The sequence below is a fragment of the Streptomyces anthophorae genome (assembly GCF_049310305.1).
Lineage (GTDB): Bacteria > Actinomycetota > Actinomycetes > Streptomycetales > Streptomycetaceae > Streptomyces.
Genome location: NZ_JBLWQQ010000001.1, coordinates 4,381,970 through 4,398,035, shown reverse-complemented (window position 1 = coordinate 4,398,035; position 16,066 = coordinate 4,381,970). Strand labels below are relative to the sequence as shown.

11 protein-coding genes, 2 tRNA genes, 1 other RNA gene and 1 pseudogene are annotated in these 16,066 nt (G+C 72.8%); 8 read left to right on the top strand and 7 right to left on the bottom strand.

The annotated features are described in order from the left end of the window. The first annotated feature begins 95 nt into the window (after window positions 1-95). A complete protein-coding gene (locus ACNYS0_RS19760; RefSeq protein ID WP_422475375.1) occupies window positions 96-437 on the top strand; it encodes a cupin domain-containing protein in 342 nt (113 codons plus the stop codon). A 68-nt stretch (window positions 438-505) separates the two neighbouring features. Further along, window positions 506-2,410, top strand: a pseudogene (locus tag ACNYS0_RS19755) (propionyl-CoA synthetase); the annotation flags it as partial. On the opposite strand, the gene ACNYS0_RS19750 reads toward ACNYS0_RS19755, so the two are convergent. After that, entirely contained in the window at window positions 2,387-3,088 is a 702-nt protein-coding gene (locus ACNYS0_RS19750; protein ID WP_422475373.1) for a sensor domain-containing protein, read from the bottom strand. The pseudogene ACNYS0_RS19755 and the gene ACNYS0_RS19750 sit on opposite strands and share 24 nt — an antisense overlap. Before the next feature lie 159 nt (window positions 3,089-3,247). Beyond that, window positions 3,248-3,332, bottom strand: a tRNA-Ser gene (locus ACNYS0_RS19745). Window positions 3,333-3,488: 156 nt separating this feature from the next. Here ACNYS0_RS19745 and ffs point away from each other — a divergent pair. From ffs to ACNYS0_RS19715, 6 genes are all read left to right on the top strand, one after another. After that, window positions 3,489-3,583, top strand: an RNA gene (gene ffs / locus ACNYS0_RS19740) — signal recognition particle sRNA small type. Window positions 3,584-3,652: 69 nt separating this feature from the next. Next, window positions 3,653-5,890, top strand: coding sequence for a DNA polymerase III subunit gamma and tau (locus tag ACNYS0_RS19735; RefSeq protein WP_422475371.1), 2,238 nt, complete (start codon window positions 3,653-3,655; stop codon window positions 5,888-5,890). 113 nt (window positions 5,891-6,003) lie between these two features. Next, complete coding sequence (gene purD, locus ACNYS0_RS19730; RefSeq protein ID WP_422475369.1) at window positions 6,004-7,263, top strand: phosphoribosylamine--glycine ligase; 1,260 nt, start codon at window positions 6,004-6,006, stop codon at window positions 7,261-7,263. 328 nt (window positions 7,264-7,591) lie between these two features. Further along, complete coding sequence (locus tag ACNYS0_RS19725) at window positions 7,592-9,433, top strand: hypothetical protein (RefSeq protein WP_422482731.1); 1,842 nt, start codon at window positions 7,592-7,594, stop codon at window positions 9,431-9,433. Window positions 9,434-9,616: 183 nt separating this feature from the next. Then, entirely contained in the window at window positions 9,617-11,152 is a 1,536-nt protein-coding gene (locus ACNYS0_RS19720) for a N,N-dimethylformamidase beta subunit family domain-containing protein (protein ID WP_422475367.1), read from the top strand. A 99-nt stretch (window positions 11,153-11,251) separates the two neighbouring features. Beyond that, window positions 11,252-12,157, top strand: a complete 906-nt coding sequence (locus ACNYS0_RS19715) for a phosphoribosylaminoimidazolesuccinocarboxamide synthase (protein WP_422475365.1) — start codon at window positions 11,252-11,254, stop codon at window positions 12,155-12,157. A 62-nt stretch (window positions 12,158-12,219) separates the two neighbouring features. On the opposite strand, the gene ACNYS0_RS19710 is transcribed toward ACNYS0_RS19715, so the two are convergent. From ACNYS0_RS19710 to ACNYS0_RS19690, 5 genes are all read right to left on the bottom strand, one after another. Then, a tRNA-Gly gene (locus ACNYS0_RS19710) sits at window positions 12,220-12,295 on the bottom strand. Window positions 12,296-12,339: 44 nt separating this feature from the next. Next, the gene (locus tag ACNYS0_RS19705; RefSeq protein WP_422475363.1) at window positions 12,340-12,948 is read right to left on the bottom strand and encodes a response regulator; all 609 of its coding nucleotides are present in this window, start codon (window positions 12,946-12,948) and stop codon (window positions 12,340-12,342) included. Beyond that, entirely contained in the window at window positions 12,945-14,225 is a 1,281-nt protein-coding gene (locus ACNYS0_RS19700) for a sensor histidine kinase (RefSeq protein ID WP_422475361.1), read from the bottom strand. The genes ACNYS0_RS19705 and ACNYS0_RS19700 overlap by 4 nt, the downstream gene beginning before the upstream one ends. Window positions 14,226-14,241: 16 nt before the next feature. Next, the gene (locus ACNYS0_RS19695) at window positions 14,242-15,051 is read right to left on the bottom strand and encodes an ABC transporter permease (protein ID WP_422475359.1); all 810 of its coding nucleotides are present in this window, start codon (window positions 15,049-15,051) and stop codon (window positions 14,242-14,244) included. After that, window positions 15,048-16,025 carry an ABC transporter ATP-binding protein gene (locus ACNYS0_RS19690; RefSeq protein ID WP_422475357.1) on the bottom strand — a complete coding sequence of 326 codons (978 nt, stop codon included), beginning with the start codon at window positions 16,023-16,025 and terminating at the stop codon, window positions 15,048-15,050. Before ACNYS0_RS19690 ends, ACNYS0_RS19695 begins: the two co-directional genes overlap by 4 nt. Between the last annotated feature and the right edge of the window lie 41 nt (window positions 16,026-16,066).

Sequence of the window (16,066 nt, the reverse complement as noted above, 5' to 3'; positions counted from 1 at the left end):
CCACGCCGGGGTCCCGACCCGGAGGTGCCCGGCGCAGCCACGATCGGGCGCCATCGCGTCGCATAGGGAACGCCGTCCGCGGTAACCCTGACGTCATGACTCCCACGACACCCGCCCCGTTCGATCTCGGGGCCCTCGCCGACGAGCACCTGACGGCTGCCCGCAAGGCCGAGCACGGCCGCAGCGCCGTGCTCCTGGTCAAGGAGGACCCGCTGCTGCGCCAGAGCGTCATCGCGCTGACCGAGGGCAGCAACCTGGAGGAGCACAACGCCCCGCCCGCGGCCACCCTCCAGGTGCTGCGCGGCCGCGTCCGGCTCACCGCGGTCTCCGGTGACATCACCCTCGCGCAGGGCCAACTGCACGCCATCCCCCAGGAGAAGCACGGTCTCGTCGCGCTCACGGACGCGGCCGTGCTGTTGACGGCGGTCACCGCCTGACCTGATCGTGTTCCCGTCGCTCCGGGACCCACCGGGTCCGCGGGCCGGGTACTGCGCAAAGGAGTGCGGGCATGCCGTCGTACGAGGAAGTCTTCCGAGCGAGCACCGAGGACCCCGAGGGCTTCTGGCTCACGGCGGCCGCGGCGATCGACTGGGACACGCCCCCGACCAGGGCCCTGGACTCCTCGCGGGCCCCCTTCCACCGCTGGTTCCCCGACGGTGAGCTGAACGTCTGCCACAACGCGCTCGACCGCCATGTCGCGGCGGGCCGCGGAGCCCAGCCCGCACTCGTGTACGACTCCCCGGTGACCGGCACCAAGCGCACGTACACCTACGAGGAGCTGACCGGCCAGGTCGCCCGGTTCGCCGGTGTGCTGACCGGCCTCGGCGTGACCCGCGGCGACCGGGTCGTCCTCTATATGCCGATGGTTCCGGAGGCCGTCGTCGCGATGCTCGCCTGCGCGCGGATCGGGGCCGTGCACTCGGTCGTCTTCGGTGGCTTCGCGGCGAACGAGTTGGCGGTGCGGATCGACGACGCGGCACCGAAGGCCGTCGTGTCGGCGTCCTGCGGCATCGAGGGCTCGCGGGTGATCCCGTACAAGCCGCTCCTCGACCAGGCCGTGGAGCTCTCGCGGCACAAGCCGGACGCCTGCGTGATCCTGCAACGCCCGGAGGGGCCCGGCGAACTGACGCCGGGCCGGGACGTCGACTGGGCGGAGGCGATGCGGGACGCGCACCCCGCGCCCTGCGTCCCGATGGCGGCGACGGACCCCCTGTACATCCTCTACACGTCCGGAACGACCGGAAAGCCCAAGGGAGTCGTCCGCGACTGCGGCGGCTACGCGGTGGCGCTGCGCTGGTCCATGGAGGCCGTGTACGACGTGGGCCCCGGCGAGACCATGTTCACCGCCTCCGACGTGGGCTGGGTCGTCGGCCACTCGTACATCGTGTACGCCCCGCTCCTGGCCGGCGCCACGACCGTCCTCTACGAGGGGAAGCCGGTCGGCACCCCGGACGCGGGACAGTTCTGGCGGGTGGCGGCGGAGCACGGCGTGAAGACGCTGTTCACGGCGCCGACGGCGTTCCGGGCGATCAAGAAGGTCGATCCGGAAGGGGAGTTCACGCGCGCGTACGACCTCAGTGCGCTCACGTACCTGTTCCTCGCCGGGGAGCGGCTCGACCCGGAGACGTACCACTGGGCGAGCGAGCTGCTCGGCATCCCGGTGATCGACCACTGGTGGCAGACCGAGACGGGCTGGCCGATCGTCGCGAACCCGGTGGGCATCGAGGCCGCGCCGGTCAAGGCGGGCTCCCCGACGTTCCCGCTGCCGGGATGGGACGTGCGCGTCGTGAACGGGGACGGCAAGCCGGTGCCGCCCGGCGAGGACGGCGCGATCGTGGTCCGCCTCCCCATGCCGCCCGGTTCGCTGCCCACCCTCTGGAACGACGACGAGCGCTTCGTCTCCTCGTACCTCTCGGCGTTCGACGGCTACTACCTGACCGGCGACGGCGGACACGTGGACGAGGACGGCTACGTGTTCGTGATGGGGCGCACGGACGACGTCATCAACGTCGCGGGACACCGCCTGTCGACGGGCGGCATGGAGGAGGTCCTCGCCTCGCACCCGGACGTGGCGGAGTGCGCCGTCATCGGGGTGGTGGACTCCCTCAAGGGCCAGGTCCCGCGCGGCTTCGTGGTCCTGAAGGCGGGCGTCTCCTCGGACCCCGCGGTGGTCGAGGCGGAACTCGTCCAGCTCGTACGGGACCGGATCGGGGCGGTCGCGGCCCTGAAGGAGGTCGCCGTGGTGGCGGCCCTGCCCAAGACCCGCTCCGGCAAGATCCTGCGCCGCACGATGCGCGGCATCGCCGACGGCCTGGACGAACCAGTGCCGTCGACGGTGGACGACGCAGCCGTCCTGGACGCGCTGCGCCCGGTCCTCACACGGGGGTCAGCGGCGCGCGCCGAGCAGTGAGCGGATCGCGACGCGGTCGAGGTTCGTCAGCGCGCGCACCAGCTGCGGTGTCAGGAAGACGAGCACGAACCCGATGGCCGAGACCGCGGCGATCTGGGCGGGCGACTCCACGTAGTACGCGTGGTGCACGCCCGCGTCGGTCGTGAAGTCGTAGATCCGGTAGCCGGGCCAGTCCAGGTAGCGGTGGAAGACCCAGGAGTAGGTGGGGAAGAGCGCGACGACCCACCCGGTGACCAGGAACGTGAAGGACAGGACGAAGGTCAGCACCCGCCACGGGAACATCACCGTGTGGAAGAGCAGCGCCTTCCACCCGGCGGCGTCGGCGAGCCGGCCGCGCAGGCCGGGCGCGGGGGCCGCGGGGGCCGCCACGTCCAGTCCGAGCAGGCTCCGCGCCCGGCCCCGCTCGGCCGCACCGAGACCGCGCGCTCCGGCCAGCGCCGCCGCGAGGACCGGGAGACCGACCCACACGACGAGCGTGCTCACGCCCAGGGCGAACATCGTCACGGCGAAGACGAACCCGGCGATCGCGACGGGGAGCGACGTGATCGTGTGCCCGATCTCGCGATGGGTGGCACCGGAGAACGGAGCGCGCCAGAACCCCGGGCGGACGTACGGGCGGGCCGGGGCCCGCGGCGCGGTCGGGGTGGTGCTCGCGTAGGACAGCGTGGTCGAGGTCATGCCACAAGCCTCGCGATTCGACGGCTCCGGCGACATGGGGCTGCGGGGTGTCTTGGGGGTGGGGTTATCCCCAGCTCCACGGATCCAGGCCGCCGCGAAACGACGAAGGGCCCCACCGCCGAAACGGTGGGGCCCTTCGCCTGCCCTGACGGGCGGGTGCGGAGGATACGAGATTCGAACTCGTGAGGGGTTGCCCCCAACACGCTTTCCAAGCGTGCGCCCTAGGCCACTAGGCGAATCCTCCGCCGCAAACAATACAAGACGCTGAAGGGTGCTCGCGACCACGTTGATGATCAAGGTAGGCGACGGATCGGTCGACCGATCCGTCACCGATCCGTCGACCGATCAGAGGGCGGACCTCCGGGTTCTTTCCACGGGTGGGGATCGGGTACTGTTGGCGTCAGCCCCTCACGTGGCGCTATCTGACTGAACTCCCCCAGGGCCGGAAGGCAGCAAGGGTAAGTCGGCTCTGGCGGGTGCGTGGGGGGCGTTTACGTTTCCGGGGTGGCCGGCGATACCCGTGGGCGGGTCCGGTTGTCAGTGCGCGCCTATAACCTCGTATGCGTGTCGTCTCTCGCGCTCTACCGCCGTTACCGCCCGGAGTCGTTCGCCGAGGTCATCGGGCAGGAACATGTAACCGACCCGTTGCAGCAGGCGCTGCGGAACAACCGGGTCAATCACGCGTACCTGTTCTCGGGCCCGCGCGGCTGCGGCAAGACGACCAGCGCGCGCATCCTGGCCCGCTGTCTCAACTGCGAGCAGGGCCCCACCCCGAATCCGTGCGGGGAGTGCCAGTCCTGCCAGGACCTCGCGCGCAACGGCCCGGGTTCGATCGACGTCATCGAGATCGACGCCGCTTCGCACGGTGGTGTGGACGACGCCCGTGATCTGCGGGAGAAGGCCTTCTTCGGCCCGGCGAGCAGCCGCTACAAGATCTACATCATCGACGAGGCCCACATGGTCACGTCGGCGGGCTTCAACGCGCTGCTGAAGGTCGTCGAGGAGCCGCCGGAGCACCTCAAGTTCATCTTCGCGACCACCGAGCCCGAGAAGGTCATCGGGACGATCCGCTCCAGGACCCACCACTACCCGTTCCGGCTCGTGCCGCCGGGGACGCTGCGCGACTACCTGGGCGAGGTGTGCGGCAAGGAGGACATGGCCGTCGAGGAGGGCGTGCTGCCGCTCGTCGTCCGGGCCGGCGCGGGCTCCGTGCGTGACTCCATGTCCGTCATGGACCAGCTGCTCGCCGGCGCGGGCGACGACGGTGTGACGTATGCCATGGCGACCGGCCTGCTCGGTTACACCGACGGCTCGCTGCTCGACTCGGTCGTCGAGGCGTTCGCCACCGGTGACGGAGCCGCGGCCTTCGAGGTCGTGGACCGGGTCATCGAGGGCGGCAACGACCCGCGGCGCTTCGTGGCCGACCTGTTGGAGCGGCTGCGGGACCTCTTGATCCTGGCCGCCGTTCCGGACGCCGCGGAGAAGGGGCTCATCGACGCGCCGGCCGATGTCGTGGAGCGGATGCAGGCGCAGGCGAGCACCTTCGGCGCCGCCGAGCTCAGCCGGGCCGCCGATCTCGTCAATCAGGGCCTGACCGAGCTGCGCGGCGCCAACGCCCCGCGGCTCCAGCTGGAGCTGATCTGCGCGCGCGTGCTGCTGCCCGCGGCGTACGACGACGAACGTTCGGTCATGGCCCGCCTCGACCGCATCGAGCGCGGCGGAGTCTTCACGCCCGGCGGGCAGGGTCCCGCGCCGTCCATGGCGTACGTTCCCGGGCCCGATGCCCATGCCGCCGCCCCGCCGCAGGCGCCCGTGCCGCCCGTCGAGCCGGGCGGTGGGCCCGCGGCGGCCCGGGCCGCGGTGCGCGGGGGCGGCCCCGCGGCTGCTCCCGGTGCGGCTCCGGCTCCGCAGGCTCCCGCCGTTCCTCCGGCGCCGGTCGCTCCGCAGGCCCAGGCCCAGGCCCAGGCTCCCGCGCCTGCTCCCGCCCCGCCCGCGGAGGCCAAGGCGGCCCCGGCCGCCCCGGGCTCCTGGCCCACCGCCGCCCAGGCGGGAGGCGGCGGCGCACGCAAGCCCGGCGGCTGGCCCACGGCCGCGGCCGCGGGCTCCGGCCAGCCGCCCGCCCCGGCCGCCCCGCAGGCATCGGCCCCGGCCCCGGCTCCCACCCCGCAGCAGTCGGCGCCCGCCCCGGCCCCCGCGCCCGTCGCACCGGCCCCGGTCGGCGGCCCCGACCCCAGGACGCTCTGGCCGAACATCCTGGAGGCGGTCAAGAACAAGCGCCGCTTCACCTGGATCCTGCTCAGCCAGAACGCGCAGGTCACAGGCTTCGACGGCACCACGCTCCAGCTCGGCTTCGTGAACGCGGGCGCCCGTGACAACTTCGCGAGCAGCGGCAGCGAGGACGTACTGAAGGCGGCGCTGTCCGAGCAGTTCGGGGCGAACTGGAAGATCGACGCCGTCGTCGACACCTCGGGCGGAGGCGGCGCACCCCCGCCGCCCGGCCCCGCCGGTGGCTACGGAGGCGGCGGGTACGCCCCCGCGCCCGCCCCGGCACCGGCGCCCGCTCCGGCCCCCGCGCCCGCGGCCCGGCCGTCCCAGTCGTCCGCTCCGCAGGCCGCCCCGCCCAGCGCCGAGCCCGCCGCCCCGGCCCCCGCTCCCCAGGAGCCGCCCCGCCGCTCGGTGTCGGTGGAGGACGACATCCCGGAGGACGACGACCCGGACCTGGACGAGAAGTCCCTGTCGGGCCACGACCTGATCGTCCGGGAACTGGGCGCGACGGTGGTCGAGGAGTTCACGAACGAGTAGCGCGCCACGGGCCCGCACCCGTGGGGAGCCTGGAGAAACCTACGAAGCTCCGCCCGCCCCGCCTTGGGTAGCCCGTACAAGACCACCCCGGTCGGGCGGATAGGCTGACCGGCGTGAAGGTCCTCGTCATCGGCAGCGGCGCCCGCGAACACGCCCTGTGCCGCTCAATGTCCCTCGACCCCGACGTCACCGCCCTGCACTGTGCTCCCGGCAACGCAGGCATCGCCGAGGTCGCCGAGCTGCACGCGGTCGACGCCCTCGACGGCGCGGCGGTCACCGCCCTCGCCCAGGAGCTGGAGGCCGACCTCGTCGTCGTCGGACCCGAGGCGCCCCTGGTCGCCGGTGTCGCCGACGCGGTCCGCGCCGCCGGCATCCCCGTCTTCGGCCCGTCCGGTGAGGCCGCCCAGCTGGAGGGCTCCAAGGCGTTCGCCAAGGACGTCATGGCCGGCGCCGGCGTGCCCACCGCCCGCTCGTACGTGTGCACCAACGCGGCCGAGATCGACGAGGCGCTCGACGCGTTCGGCGCCCCGTACGTCGTGAAGGACGACGGCCTCGCCGCGGGCAAGGGCGTCGTCGTGACCGAGGACATCGAGGAGGCCCGCGCCCACGCGAAGGCCTGCGAGCGGGTCGTCATCGAGGAGTTCCTCGACGGCCCCGAGGTCTCCCTCTTCGCGATCACCGACGGCACCACCGTCGTGCCGCTCCAGCCCGCCCAGGACTTCAAGCGCGCGCTCGACGACGACGAGGGCCCCAACACGGGCGGCATGGGCGCCTATTCGCCGCTCCCGTGGGCCGACCCGAAGCTGGTCGGAGAAGTCCTCGACACGGTGCTCCAGCCGACGGTCGACGAGATGAAGCGCCGCGGCACCCCGTTCTCGGGCCTGCTCTACGCCGGTCTCGCGATCACCAGCCGCGGCGTCCGCGTCATCGAGTTCAACGCCCGCTTCGGCGACCCCGAGACCCAGGTCGTCCTGGCCCGCCTCAGGACGCCGCTCGCCGGTGTCCTGCTGGCGTCGGCCAACGGCACGCTCGCGGACCTCGAGCCGCTGCGCTGGAGCGAGGACGCGGCCGTGACCGTCGTCATCGCCTCGCACAACTACCCCGGCACCCCGCGCACCGGCGACCCGATCACCGGACTCGACGAGGTGGCGGCGCAGGACGCCCCGAACGCGTACGTGCTGCACGCCGGCACCAAGCACGACGGCGGGAGCGGCGCGGTCGTCAGCGCGGGCGGCCGCGTGCTGTCCGTCACCGCGGTCGGCGGCGACCTGACGCAGGCCCGCGAGCGCGCGTACGCCGCCGTGGACCGCATCGGCCTCGACGGCTCGCAGCACCGCACGGACATCGCCGCGAAGGCGGCTTCCGGCCACTGACGGCGACCGGTTCCGGGCGGGCCACACCCTCGCCTGCCCGGCGCCCGATGTCACCCACCTCTACCCAAAGCCATTCCATCGAGTGACCGCTGGCCCAACCGGCTGACGAGGCCGGAACCCCCAACTAGGGTGCGGCGCACGGAGTTAAGGCACCCGTGCGAGCCGCGCAGAACCAGACGGACCACCGGCATTGCGATGTCAGTGGCGGGTGCCATTGTGGGGGAGTGAGCAACGCCACCAGAGCTCTGCCGTGGGTCTCGGCCCCCGGCTGGGCACAAGGCAAGGGCAGCAGGGGGTGACATCGGTCGTGTCCGGTACGGGTGTGGAGATGGGTGCGCAGAGCGCGCGCTCCCGAGCCCTCGCCGTGCTGCGCATCCGCAGCAGGGCGACGGCCGTGGCGCTGCTTCCCGCAGCCGCCTCCGTGGTGCTGCTCGCGGGCGGCAGCACGGGCCATCTGACGGGCGGGGGCTGGGACGTCGCGCGCGGCGTCGTCAGCGCGATCGCCCTCGTCGTCCTGCTCGCGGCCGCGGCCGTCGCCCTCGTCGTGGCGCGCGCCCGCCCGGCCGTCAGCCCGACGATCCCGATCGTCGAGAAGACCGCCCCCGACCTGTACCGGCTGGTGCGCGACCTGGCGGACCGGCTCGACGTTCCGGCGCCCTCGGCGATAGCGCTCACCCCGGACTGCGACAGCTGGCTCGAGGACCGTACGCATCCGGCGCACGGCCCGCCCGCGCGCCGGGGCCCGGGCGAGTCCGGCTCCGGTGATCCCAAGGCCCCCGTCGCGCCCGTCCTCGTCATCGGCTCCCCCTTCCTGTGGTGGATGCGGGTGGGCGAGCTGCGCGCCGTCCTCGCCCCGGTCGTCGCCGGTACGGGCCCTTCGGCACACCCCGACATAGCGGCGGCCCGGCGCTTCATCCGCGGGCTCGACGCGGCGGTGGCGGTCTCCTCCTCCGGCAGCCGCGGACCGGTGGCCCGCGCCGTGCTCGGCGGTGTCGGCCGGGTCGCCCGGCTGATGCTGACCGGCTGCCGGGTGCACGCCGCCGAGATGGAGCGCGGCGTCGCCGCGGCCGCGGCGGAGCGTGCCCAGGCGGTGGACTACGGCCTGCGGATCGTCGCCCAGGAGCAGGTCGGCCTGGCGTACGCGGGCTGGGACCGGCTGCTCACGAGGGTCGCGCTGCCGGCCTGGCGGATGGGCCGCTGGCCGGCCCGGCTCGACGCGGGCGTGGTCGCGGCGCTGACCGAGTTGTCCCGGCGGGACCGCCTCGCGGCGCAGGACGGGAGCTTCGCCTCGCGGCTCGGCGAGCGGCCCGCGTGCGATCTGCTCGAGGAGCCCGGGACCGTCGACGAGGCGGCGTCGCTGCTCGCCGCGCGCCTGTTCCACGGTGGTCCGGCCGAGCGGGGGCCGGACTGGGCGCCGGTGGACTGGCAGGAGTATCCGGACGAGGTCGTGGACCGGAAGTGGCGGACGGAAGCGGCTCGGTTGCACCGGGTGCTGGACTCGTTGGGCGTCGGGGCCCCCTCCGAAGGGCCGGAGGGGCCGACGTTGGCCCGGGTCCTGGATCACCTTTCGGCGGCGCCGACCTCAGGCTCCGTCGCGGATCGCCCGTCCGGGCCCACGCCTCGGGGCGCCGCCCCGGACCCCGCTGCCGAATCGTCGCAGGCGCTCAATGGGCAGGCACCCACCGCCGAGGGGCTTGAAACGCCCGCACCCGGCGCCGAGAAGCTCGACGAGGCCGTAGTCGGCGCCGACCGGGACGGGACCTCCCTCGACGCCCTCGACGCTCTCTCCGCCACCCTCGCCGCCGAGGTGGCCCGGGAGGAGAGTGCACGGCCGGTGTCGTCGGGGCCGCCCGCCGGGCAGGGGAGCCCGGACGGGGCCCTGTGGGACGAGGGCGCACTGCCGCTGTTCCCGCTGCAACCGCCGCGCAGCGGGCGGGAGTTGCTGGCCGACCACGTCACCGCGATGGTCTGCTGCGCCGCCGTGGACACGGCGGGCGCTGCTCCCGGCCTGGACTGGCTGGACGGCCCCTCGCTGCTGGTCGACGGGGAGCGGACGGCCGACCTGTCGCCCCGCGTGCTGAGCCTGGTGGAGGACGGTGACGTGGAGCCGCTCAAGGACTGGCTGACCCGCCGGGGCGTGCGCGCGGAGAAGCCGGTGCGCCTCGTGTGAGGCGCCTGCCCCTCGCCGTCCGCCCGCCCGCCTTCCCAACTCCCGGAAATCCGGAGGGAATCGTTCCACTCTCGTCAATTCGCGACGAACGGTGACGGAGTGCGTGCGTAATGTGATGTGCTGGGACCGGTCGCGGACATGACCGCGGGTGAGGGCTCGGGGGAGCGAGGGAGGGGAGCGCGCATGGGGCCGGACAGGGAGGGAAACCCGAAGGACCTGGCGAGCAAGGACATTCCCCCACCCCGCGCGCGTACGCCCCGCTGGGAGTCGGGCGCGCTGGCGCATGCGGTGACGGACCCGTTCGGACAAGGACCGCTCCCCTGGCTGCGCGGAAGTGAGCACTATTTCGACGACACCGGACATGTCGTTCCCTGGTACGCCGACCATGTCCCGCGGTCCGGCGGACGCGACATCCCGGCCCCGCGCACCAGCGGCCCCCGCACCGCCGACGACGTGCACCGCCAGATCAAGGGCTTCGCCTCGACGGGCGCGGCGGCCCCCGGCGAGGCGATCGACTTCCACATCACGGTGGACCCCCCGCAGGAATTCACCGTGGACGTCTACCGCATCGGCCACTACGGGGGCGACGGCGCCCGCAAGATCACCACGAGCCCGCGCCTGTCCGGCATCGTCCAGCCGCCCCCGCTGACCGCGGACCGCACGGTCTCCTGCCACCACTGGTGGTTGTCATGGCGGCTGCACATCCCGTCGTACTGGAACGTCGGCGCGTACGTCGCCGTCCTCACGACGCTCGACGGGTACCGCTCGCACATCCCCTTCACGGTCCGCGACGCCGAGCCCGCCGATCTGCTGCTCCTGCTCCCGGACATCACCTGGCAGGCGTACAACCTCTACCCGGAGGACGGGCGGACGGGCGCCAGCCTGTACCACGCGTGGGACGAGGAGGGCCGGCTGCTCGGCGAGAGCGAGGCCGCGATCACGGTCTCCTTCGACCGCCCGTACGCGGGCGCGGGCCTGCCCCTGCACGTGGGGCACGCCTACGACTTCATCCGCTGGGCGGAGCGGTACGGATACGACCTCGCGTACGCCGACGCCCGCGATCTGCACGCGGGCCGCATCGACCCGACCCGCTACCGGGGCCTGGTCTTCCCGGGGCACGACGAGTACTGGTCGGCGAACATGCGCCGCACGACCGAGCTGGCCCGGGAGAACGGGACCTCGCTCGTCTTCCTCTCGGCCAACACCATGTACTGGCAGGTGGATCTCGGCCCGTCCCCGTCCGGCGTACCGGACCGGCTGCTCACCTGCCGCAAGCGCAGGGGCCCAGGAAAGCCCACGCTGTGGCGGGAGATCGACAAGCCGGAGCAGCAGCTGATGGGCATCCAGTACGCGGGCCGGGTCCCCGACCCGCACCCGCTGATCGTGCGGAACGCGGACCACTGGCTGTGGGAGGCGACCGGCGCGCACGAGGGGGACGAGATAGAGGGGCTGGTCGCCGGAGAGGCCGACCGGTACTTCCCGCGCACCTCGCTGCCCGAGCACCAGGACCGTGTCCTGCTCGCCCACTCCCCGTACCGCGACAGCGACAAGGCCCGCAGGCACCAGGAGACATCGTTGTACCGGTCGCCGTCCGGGGCGCTGGTCTTCGCGTCCGGGACGTTCGCCTGGTCCCCGGCCCTGGACCGCCCCGGCCACGTCGACCCCCGGATCCAGCGGGCGACGGCGAACCTCCTCGACCGCATCTGCAAACGCGACTGACGAGACCGAGCCCACAGCGCGCCACCTCGCCCCGTGGCCAAAACCCGCCCCCACGTACGGGAGAATCGGGGTACTCGTACAGACCCACGGGGAGGAACCATGTCCGGATTCGTCGAAAAGCCCGAGCCTGTTCAGGTGCCGGGCCTGGTGCATCTCCACACCGGCAAGGTGCGGGACCTGTACCGGAACGAGGCGGGCGACCTCGTCATGGTCGCCACCGACCGCATCTCCGCCTACGACTGGGTGCTGCCCACGCCGATCCCGGACAAGGGCAAGGTCCTCACGCAGCTGTCGCTGTGGTGGTTCGAGCAGCTCCAGGACCTGATCCCGAACCACGTCGTCTCGCAGGAGCTGCCCGAGGGCGCCCCCGCCGACTGGGCGGGCCGCACCCTCGTCTGCAAGAGCCTCGAGATGGTCCCGGTCGAGGCCGTGGCCCGCGGCTACCTCACCGGTTCGGGCCTCGTCGAGTACAACGAGTCGCGCACGGTCTGCGGCCTCGCCCTCCCCGAGGGCCTGGAGGACGGCTCCGAGCTGCCCGCCCCGATCTTCACGCCCGCCACGAAGGCCGAGGTCGGCGAGCACGACGAGAACGTCAGCTACGAGGAGGTGGCCCGCCAGGTCGGCGCGGAGACCGCCGCCGCGCTGCGCCAGGCCACCCTCTCCGTCTACAGCCGGGCCCGGGACATCGCGCGTGAGCGCGGCATCGTCCTCGCGGACACCAAGTTCGAGTTCGGCTTCGACAAGGACGGCGAGCTGATCCTCGCCGACGAGGTGCTGACCCCGGACTCCTCGCGCTTCTGGCCGGCCGACCAGTGGCAGCCGGGCCGCGCCCAGCCGAGCTACGACAAGCAGTTCGTGCGGGACTGGCTGACCTCGCCGGCCTCCGGCTGGGACCGCAAGAGCGAGCAGCCGCCGCCCGCGCTCCCCGACGAGGTCGTCACCGCGACCCGCGCCAAGTACATCGAGGCGTACGAGCTGCTGACGGGCACGCCCTGGAACGCGTAGCGGACACGTAGCGACGAGCAACGAGAAAGGCCCCCGGTCCGAGGACCGGGGGCCTTTCCTTCTGGAGCGAACGACGAGGTTCGAACTCGCGACCTCAACCTTGGCAAGGTTGCGCTCTACCAACTGAGCTACGTTCGCAAGCGCCGCTTGCGCGGTGCCGCTGCGCCGTGGCGCGACGCCAACTATACCCAACCTCGCTCGCGTGCGAGACGCACGGCCGCGTGCCGGTTCTCGACGCCGAGCTTCGAGACGGCCGACGACAGATAGTTCCGGACCGTCCCCTGGGACAGCGCGGCCCGCTCGGCGATCTCCGATACGGGTGCGCCGTCGGCCGCGAGTTCGAGGACCTCGGCCTCGCGCGCGGTCAGCGGCGAGTCCCCCGCGGAGATCGCGTCGGCGGCCAACTCCGGGTCCACATAACGGTTTCCGGCGTGCACGGTGCGGATGATCTCCGCGAGCCGCTGCGCGCTCACGGTCTTCGGTACGAAGCCGCGCACGCCCGCCGCGAGGGCCCGCTTCAGGTGCCCGGGACGCCCGTGGCCGGTCACGATCATGGTGCGGCAGCCGGGCAGTTCGTCCCGGATCGATGTGGCCACACTCACACCGTCGGCGCCCGGCATCTGAAGATCGAGCACGGCGACGTCCGGTCGGTGCGCCCGCGCCATGGCGAGCGCCTCGGGCCCGGTGGCCGCCTCGGCGACGACGACCAGGTCGTCCTCAAGGGCGAGCAGCGCGGCGAGCGCCCCCCGGATGAGGTGCTCGTCGTCGGCCAGCAGTACGTGCACGGTCATCGGACGCCCTCCGCGGACTGCTCCCGCACCTTGGCCGAACCCACTGCCTCCACCGGCACCTTCGCCACCACCCGGAACACTCCGGCCCGCACTTCCCCCGCCTCCAACTCCCCGTCCACAGCGGCCAACCGCTCCCGCAGCCCCGCGAGCCCGGACCCCTGCCCGCTCCCGGGCCCGGCCCCCGCCCCGTCGTTCTCCACCGTCAGCACGACCTCTTCCGTCCCGGTCACAAGCGCCACCCGGCAGGCCTTCGCGTCGCCGTGCCGCAGCACGTTCGTCGTGGCCTCCCGCACCACCCAGCCGAGCGCGGACTGCACGTCGCCCGGCAGGCCGGCCGCGGACCCCGTGACCGTGCACGTGATCCCGGCGGCGCTCAACACGCCCTGCGCACCGGCCAGTTCGACGCCGAGGTCGACCTCGCGGTACCCGCGTACGACCTCGCGGACCTCCTTCTGCGACTCCTGCGCGATGCGCTGCACCTCGGTCATCTGCGCGACGGCGTCCTCGGTCCGCCCGCGCCGCGCGAGCTGCACCGCGAGCTCGCTCTTGAGCGCGACGACGGACAGGTTGCGCCCCATCACATCGTGCAGATCCCGCCCGAACCGCAACCGCTCCTCGGCGACGGCGAGCAGGGCCTTGGTCTCGCGGGCCTCGTGCAGGTCCCACATGCCCTTCAGCGACCACCCCGAGGGGCGCATCGTGGTCACGCCCCACAGTCCGCCGAACAGCACGCCGATCGCCGAGATGACGATCAGCTTCGGTTCACCGGACAGCCAGAGCCCCACGCCCGTGGCGCAGGTCAGGGCCAGGGTTGCGAGCAGGGCGGTGCGGCGCCGCGCGGTGACGAGGCTGAGCGCCCCGAAGTAGGGCAGCAGCGCCGAGCCGAGGGCGAGTACGAAGAGCGGAAAGTCGCCGGGGGCGAGGAACGTTGCCAGGGCGATCAGCGTCCCCGTCGCGGCCACCATCAGCACGGCGCCGATCACGAACGCGCTCCGCTTGAAGGAGGCGCGGCCCAAATAGACATCGAGGCCACGCGCCGCCAGCCGGATGTTCCAGACCCCCTGGGCCGTCGCCAGGACGCAGGCCGCGACGATCAGCGCCACGGGGGCGGCGGCGCGGACGGGCTCGGTCACCGACAGGGCGACCTGCGACAGCAGCATCAGCCACATGAGCACGAAGACGGTGACGCGTGTGTACAGCTCGATCCGGACGATGTCGCTCTTGTCGTGCCAGCCCGGAATCCGTCGGTGGCGCGTCCACCACTGCCTTGCCCGCACCGCTACACCCCTCGTCTCAACGCCGCGGCTCCCACCGGAACCGCTTCTGCACAGCAAACACCGCGACCAGAATCCAGGCCACCGCGATGGCGATCGCCTTCACGGCCTCCCCGCCGGACAGGCTCCCGCTCCAGCCGCCCCGCACAAGGGTGAGCGCCGACGTCAGCGGCAGCAGCTCGCAGACAGCCGCCATCTTGTCCGGAAGGATCTCCAGCGGTACGACGGCGCCGGAGCCGATCATCGACACGAGCAGCATCGGCATCGCGGCGACCTGGGCGCTCTCCACGCTGCGGCTGAAGACCGTGGTGAGCGCGGCGAGCGCGACGCACAGCGGGATGCCCAACAGCACGCCGAGCACCACGAGTTGAGGAGCCTCGGGTGCCCCCGCGTCCAGCGCGAACGTGCACACCACGGCCACCGCCGTGCACTGCACGAGCCCGATCACGACGGACGGCACCGCGGCCCCGCTGAGGATCTCCAGATCGCGCAGCTCCCCGGTGCGCAGCCGCTTGAGGACGAGCTCCTCGCGCCGCGACGCGTACACGCTCACGAGCGAGCTGTACACGGCGAACAGCAGCGAGAACGCGATCGCCGAGGAGATCATCACGGTGCCGAGGTTGAGTCCCGCGCCCTTCAGATCGCCCTTGTCCATCGTCCGGGAGACGCTGAAGGGCAGCACGAGCGGCACGAACACCGCCGTGAACAGCACGCCCTTGCTCCGCCCGATGAGCGTGAACTCGGCCCGCGCGAGCGCCTTGAACCGCCCCGCGGAGGTGGTCCGCGCCGCCGTGCCCGTGCCCGTGGCTGTCGCCGTACCCGTGCTCATACCGCCATCTCCTTCTCCCGGTCCGGCTCCCCCGCGGAGCCCTTGGCGTCCTGCGCGATCCGCAGGAACGCCTCCTCCAGCGAGGCGCCGCGGACGTCGAGCCGCCGCAGTTCGACGCCCGCGTCCCTGGCCCACACGAGCACCCCGGTGGCGGCCCGTTGAAGGTCCTCGGTGCGTAGCCGGACCAGCCGGCCCTCGATGTCGTGCGCGTCGACGCCGAGCGAGCCCAGCGGCGGCAGGTCGCCCACGAAGTACCCCTCGGGCAGTTCGAAGGAGATGTGCGAGGGCTGAGAGGCGACGACCTCGTCGACGCGGCCCTCGGCGGCGATCCGCCCCTCGTGCAGGATCGCGAGCCGGTCGGCCAGCTCCTCGGCCTCTTCGAGGTAGTGCGTGGTCAGCAGCACGGTGGTGCCCTCGGCGCGCAGGCTGCGCACCAACTCCCAGGTGTCGCGGCGCCCTTCGGCGTCCAGGCCGGTGGTCGGTTCGTCGAGGAAGAGCACCTCGGGCCGCCCGAGCAGCGCGAGCGCGAGGTCGAGCCGCCGCTTCTCGCCGCCGGACAGCTGCTTGACGCGCACCTTCCCGCGCTTGCCGAGCCCCACCGCGTCCAGGGCCTCGCCGATCGGCCGGGCGCCGCTCGTGCACCCGGCCCACATCCGTACGGTCTCGGTGACGGTCAGCTCGCTGGGGAAGCCGCCGTCCTGAAGCATCACCCCGATCCGCGGGCGCACCCGGTCCCGCTCGGTGTACGGGTCGTGCCCGAGTACCCGCACCCGGCCACCGGCGGGGGCCGCGAGTCCTTCGATGAGTTCGACCGTGGAGGTCTTTCCGGCGCCGTTCGTGCCGAGGAGGGCGAAGAGCTCGCCGCGGCCCACGGAGAAGCTGACTCCGCGCACCGCCTCGAAGGAACCCTTGGTGCTGTCCCCGTACACGCGGCGCAGATCAGTGACGTCGATCACGCGCTCGTTGCTGGTCATGGGTCCAGCGTTCCGCCCGGGACGGGAGTGCGGCAGTGCGC

Bases quoted from the DNA above. Each gene is read 5' to 3' on its own strand.
- ACNYS0_RS19760 (WP_422475375.1), top strand. From the start codon at position 96: ATGACTCCCACGACACCCGCCCCGTTCGATCTCGGGGCCCTCGCCGAC.
- ACNYS0_RS19750 (WP_422475373.1), bottom strand. From the start codon at position 3,088: ATGACCTCGACCACGCTGTCCTACGCGAGCACCACCCCGACCGCGCCG.
- ACNYS0_RS19725 (WP_422482731.1), top strand. From the start codon at position 7,592: ATGGGTGCGCAGAGCGCGCGCTCCCGAGCCCTCGCCGTGCTGCGCATC.
- ACNYS0_RS19720 (WP_422475367.1), top strand. From the start codon at position 9,617: ATGGGGCCGGACAGGGAGGGAAACCCGAAGGACCTGGCGAGCAAGGAC.
- ACNYS0_RS19715 (WP_422475365.1), top strand. From the start codon at position 11,252: ATGTCCGGATTCGTCGAAAAGCCCGAGCCTGTTCAGGTGCCGGGCCTG.
- ACNYS0_RS19705 (WP_422475363.1), bottom strand. From the start codon at position 12,948: ATGACCGTGCACGTACTGCTGGCCGACGACGAGCACCTCATCCGGGGG.
- ACNYS0_RS19695 (WP_422475359.1), bottom strand. From the start codon at position 15,051: ATGAGCACGGGTACGGCGACAGCCACGGGCACGGGCACGGCGGCGCGG.
- ACNYS0_RS19690 (WP_422475357.1), bottom strand. From the start codon at position 16,025: ATGACCAGCAACGAGCGCGTGATCGACGTCACTGATCTGCGCCGCGTG.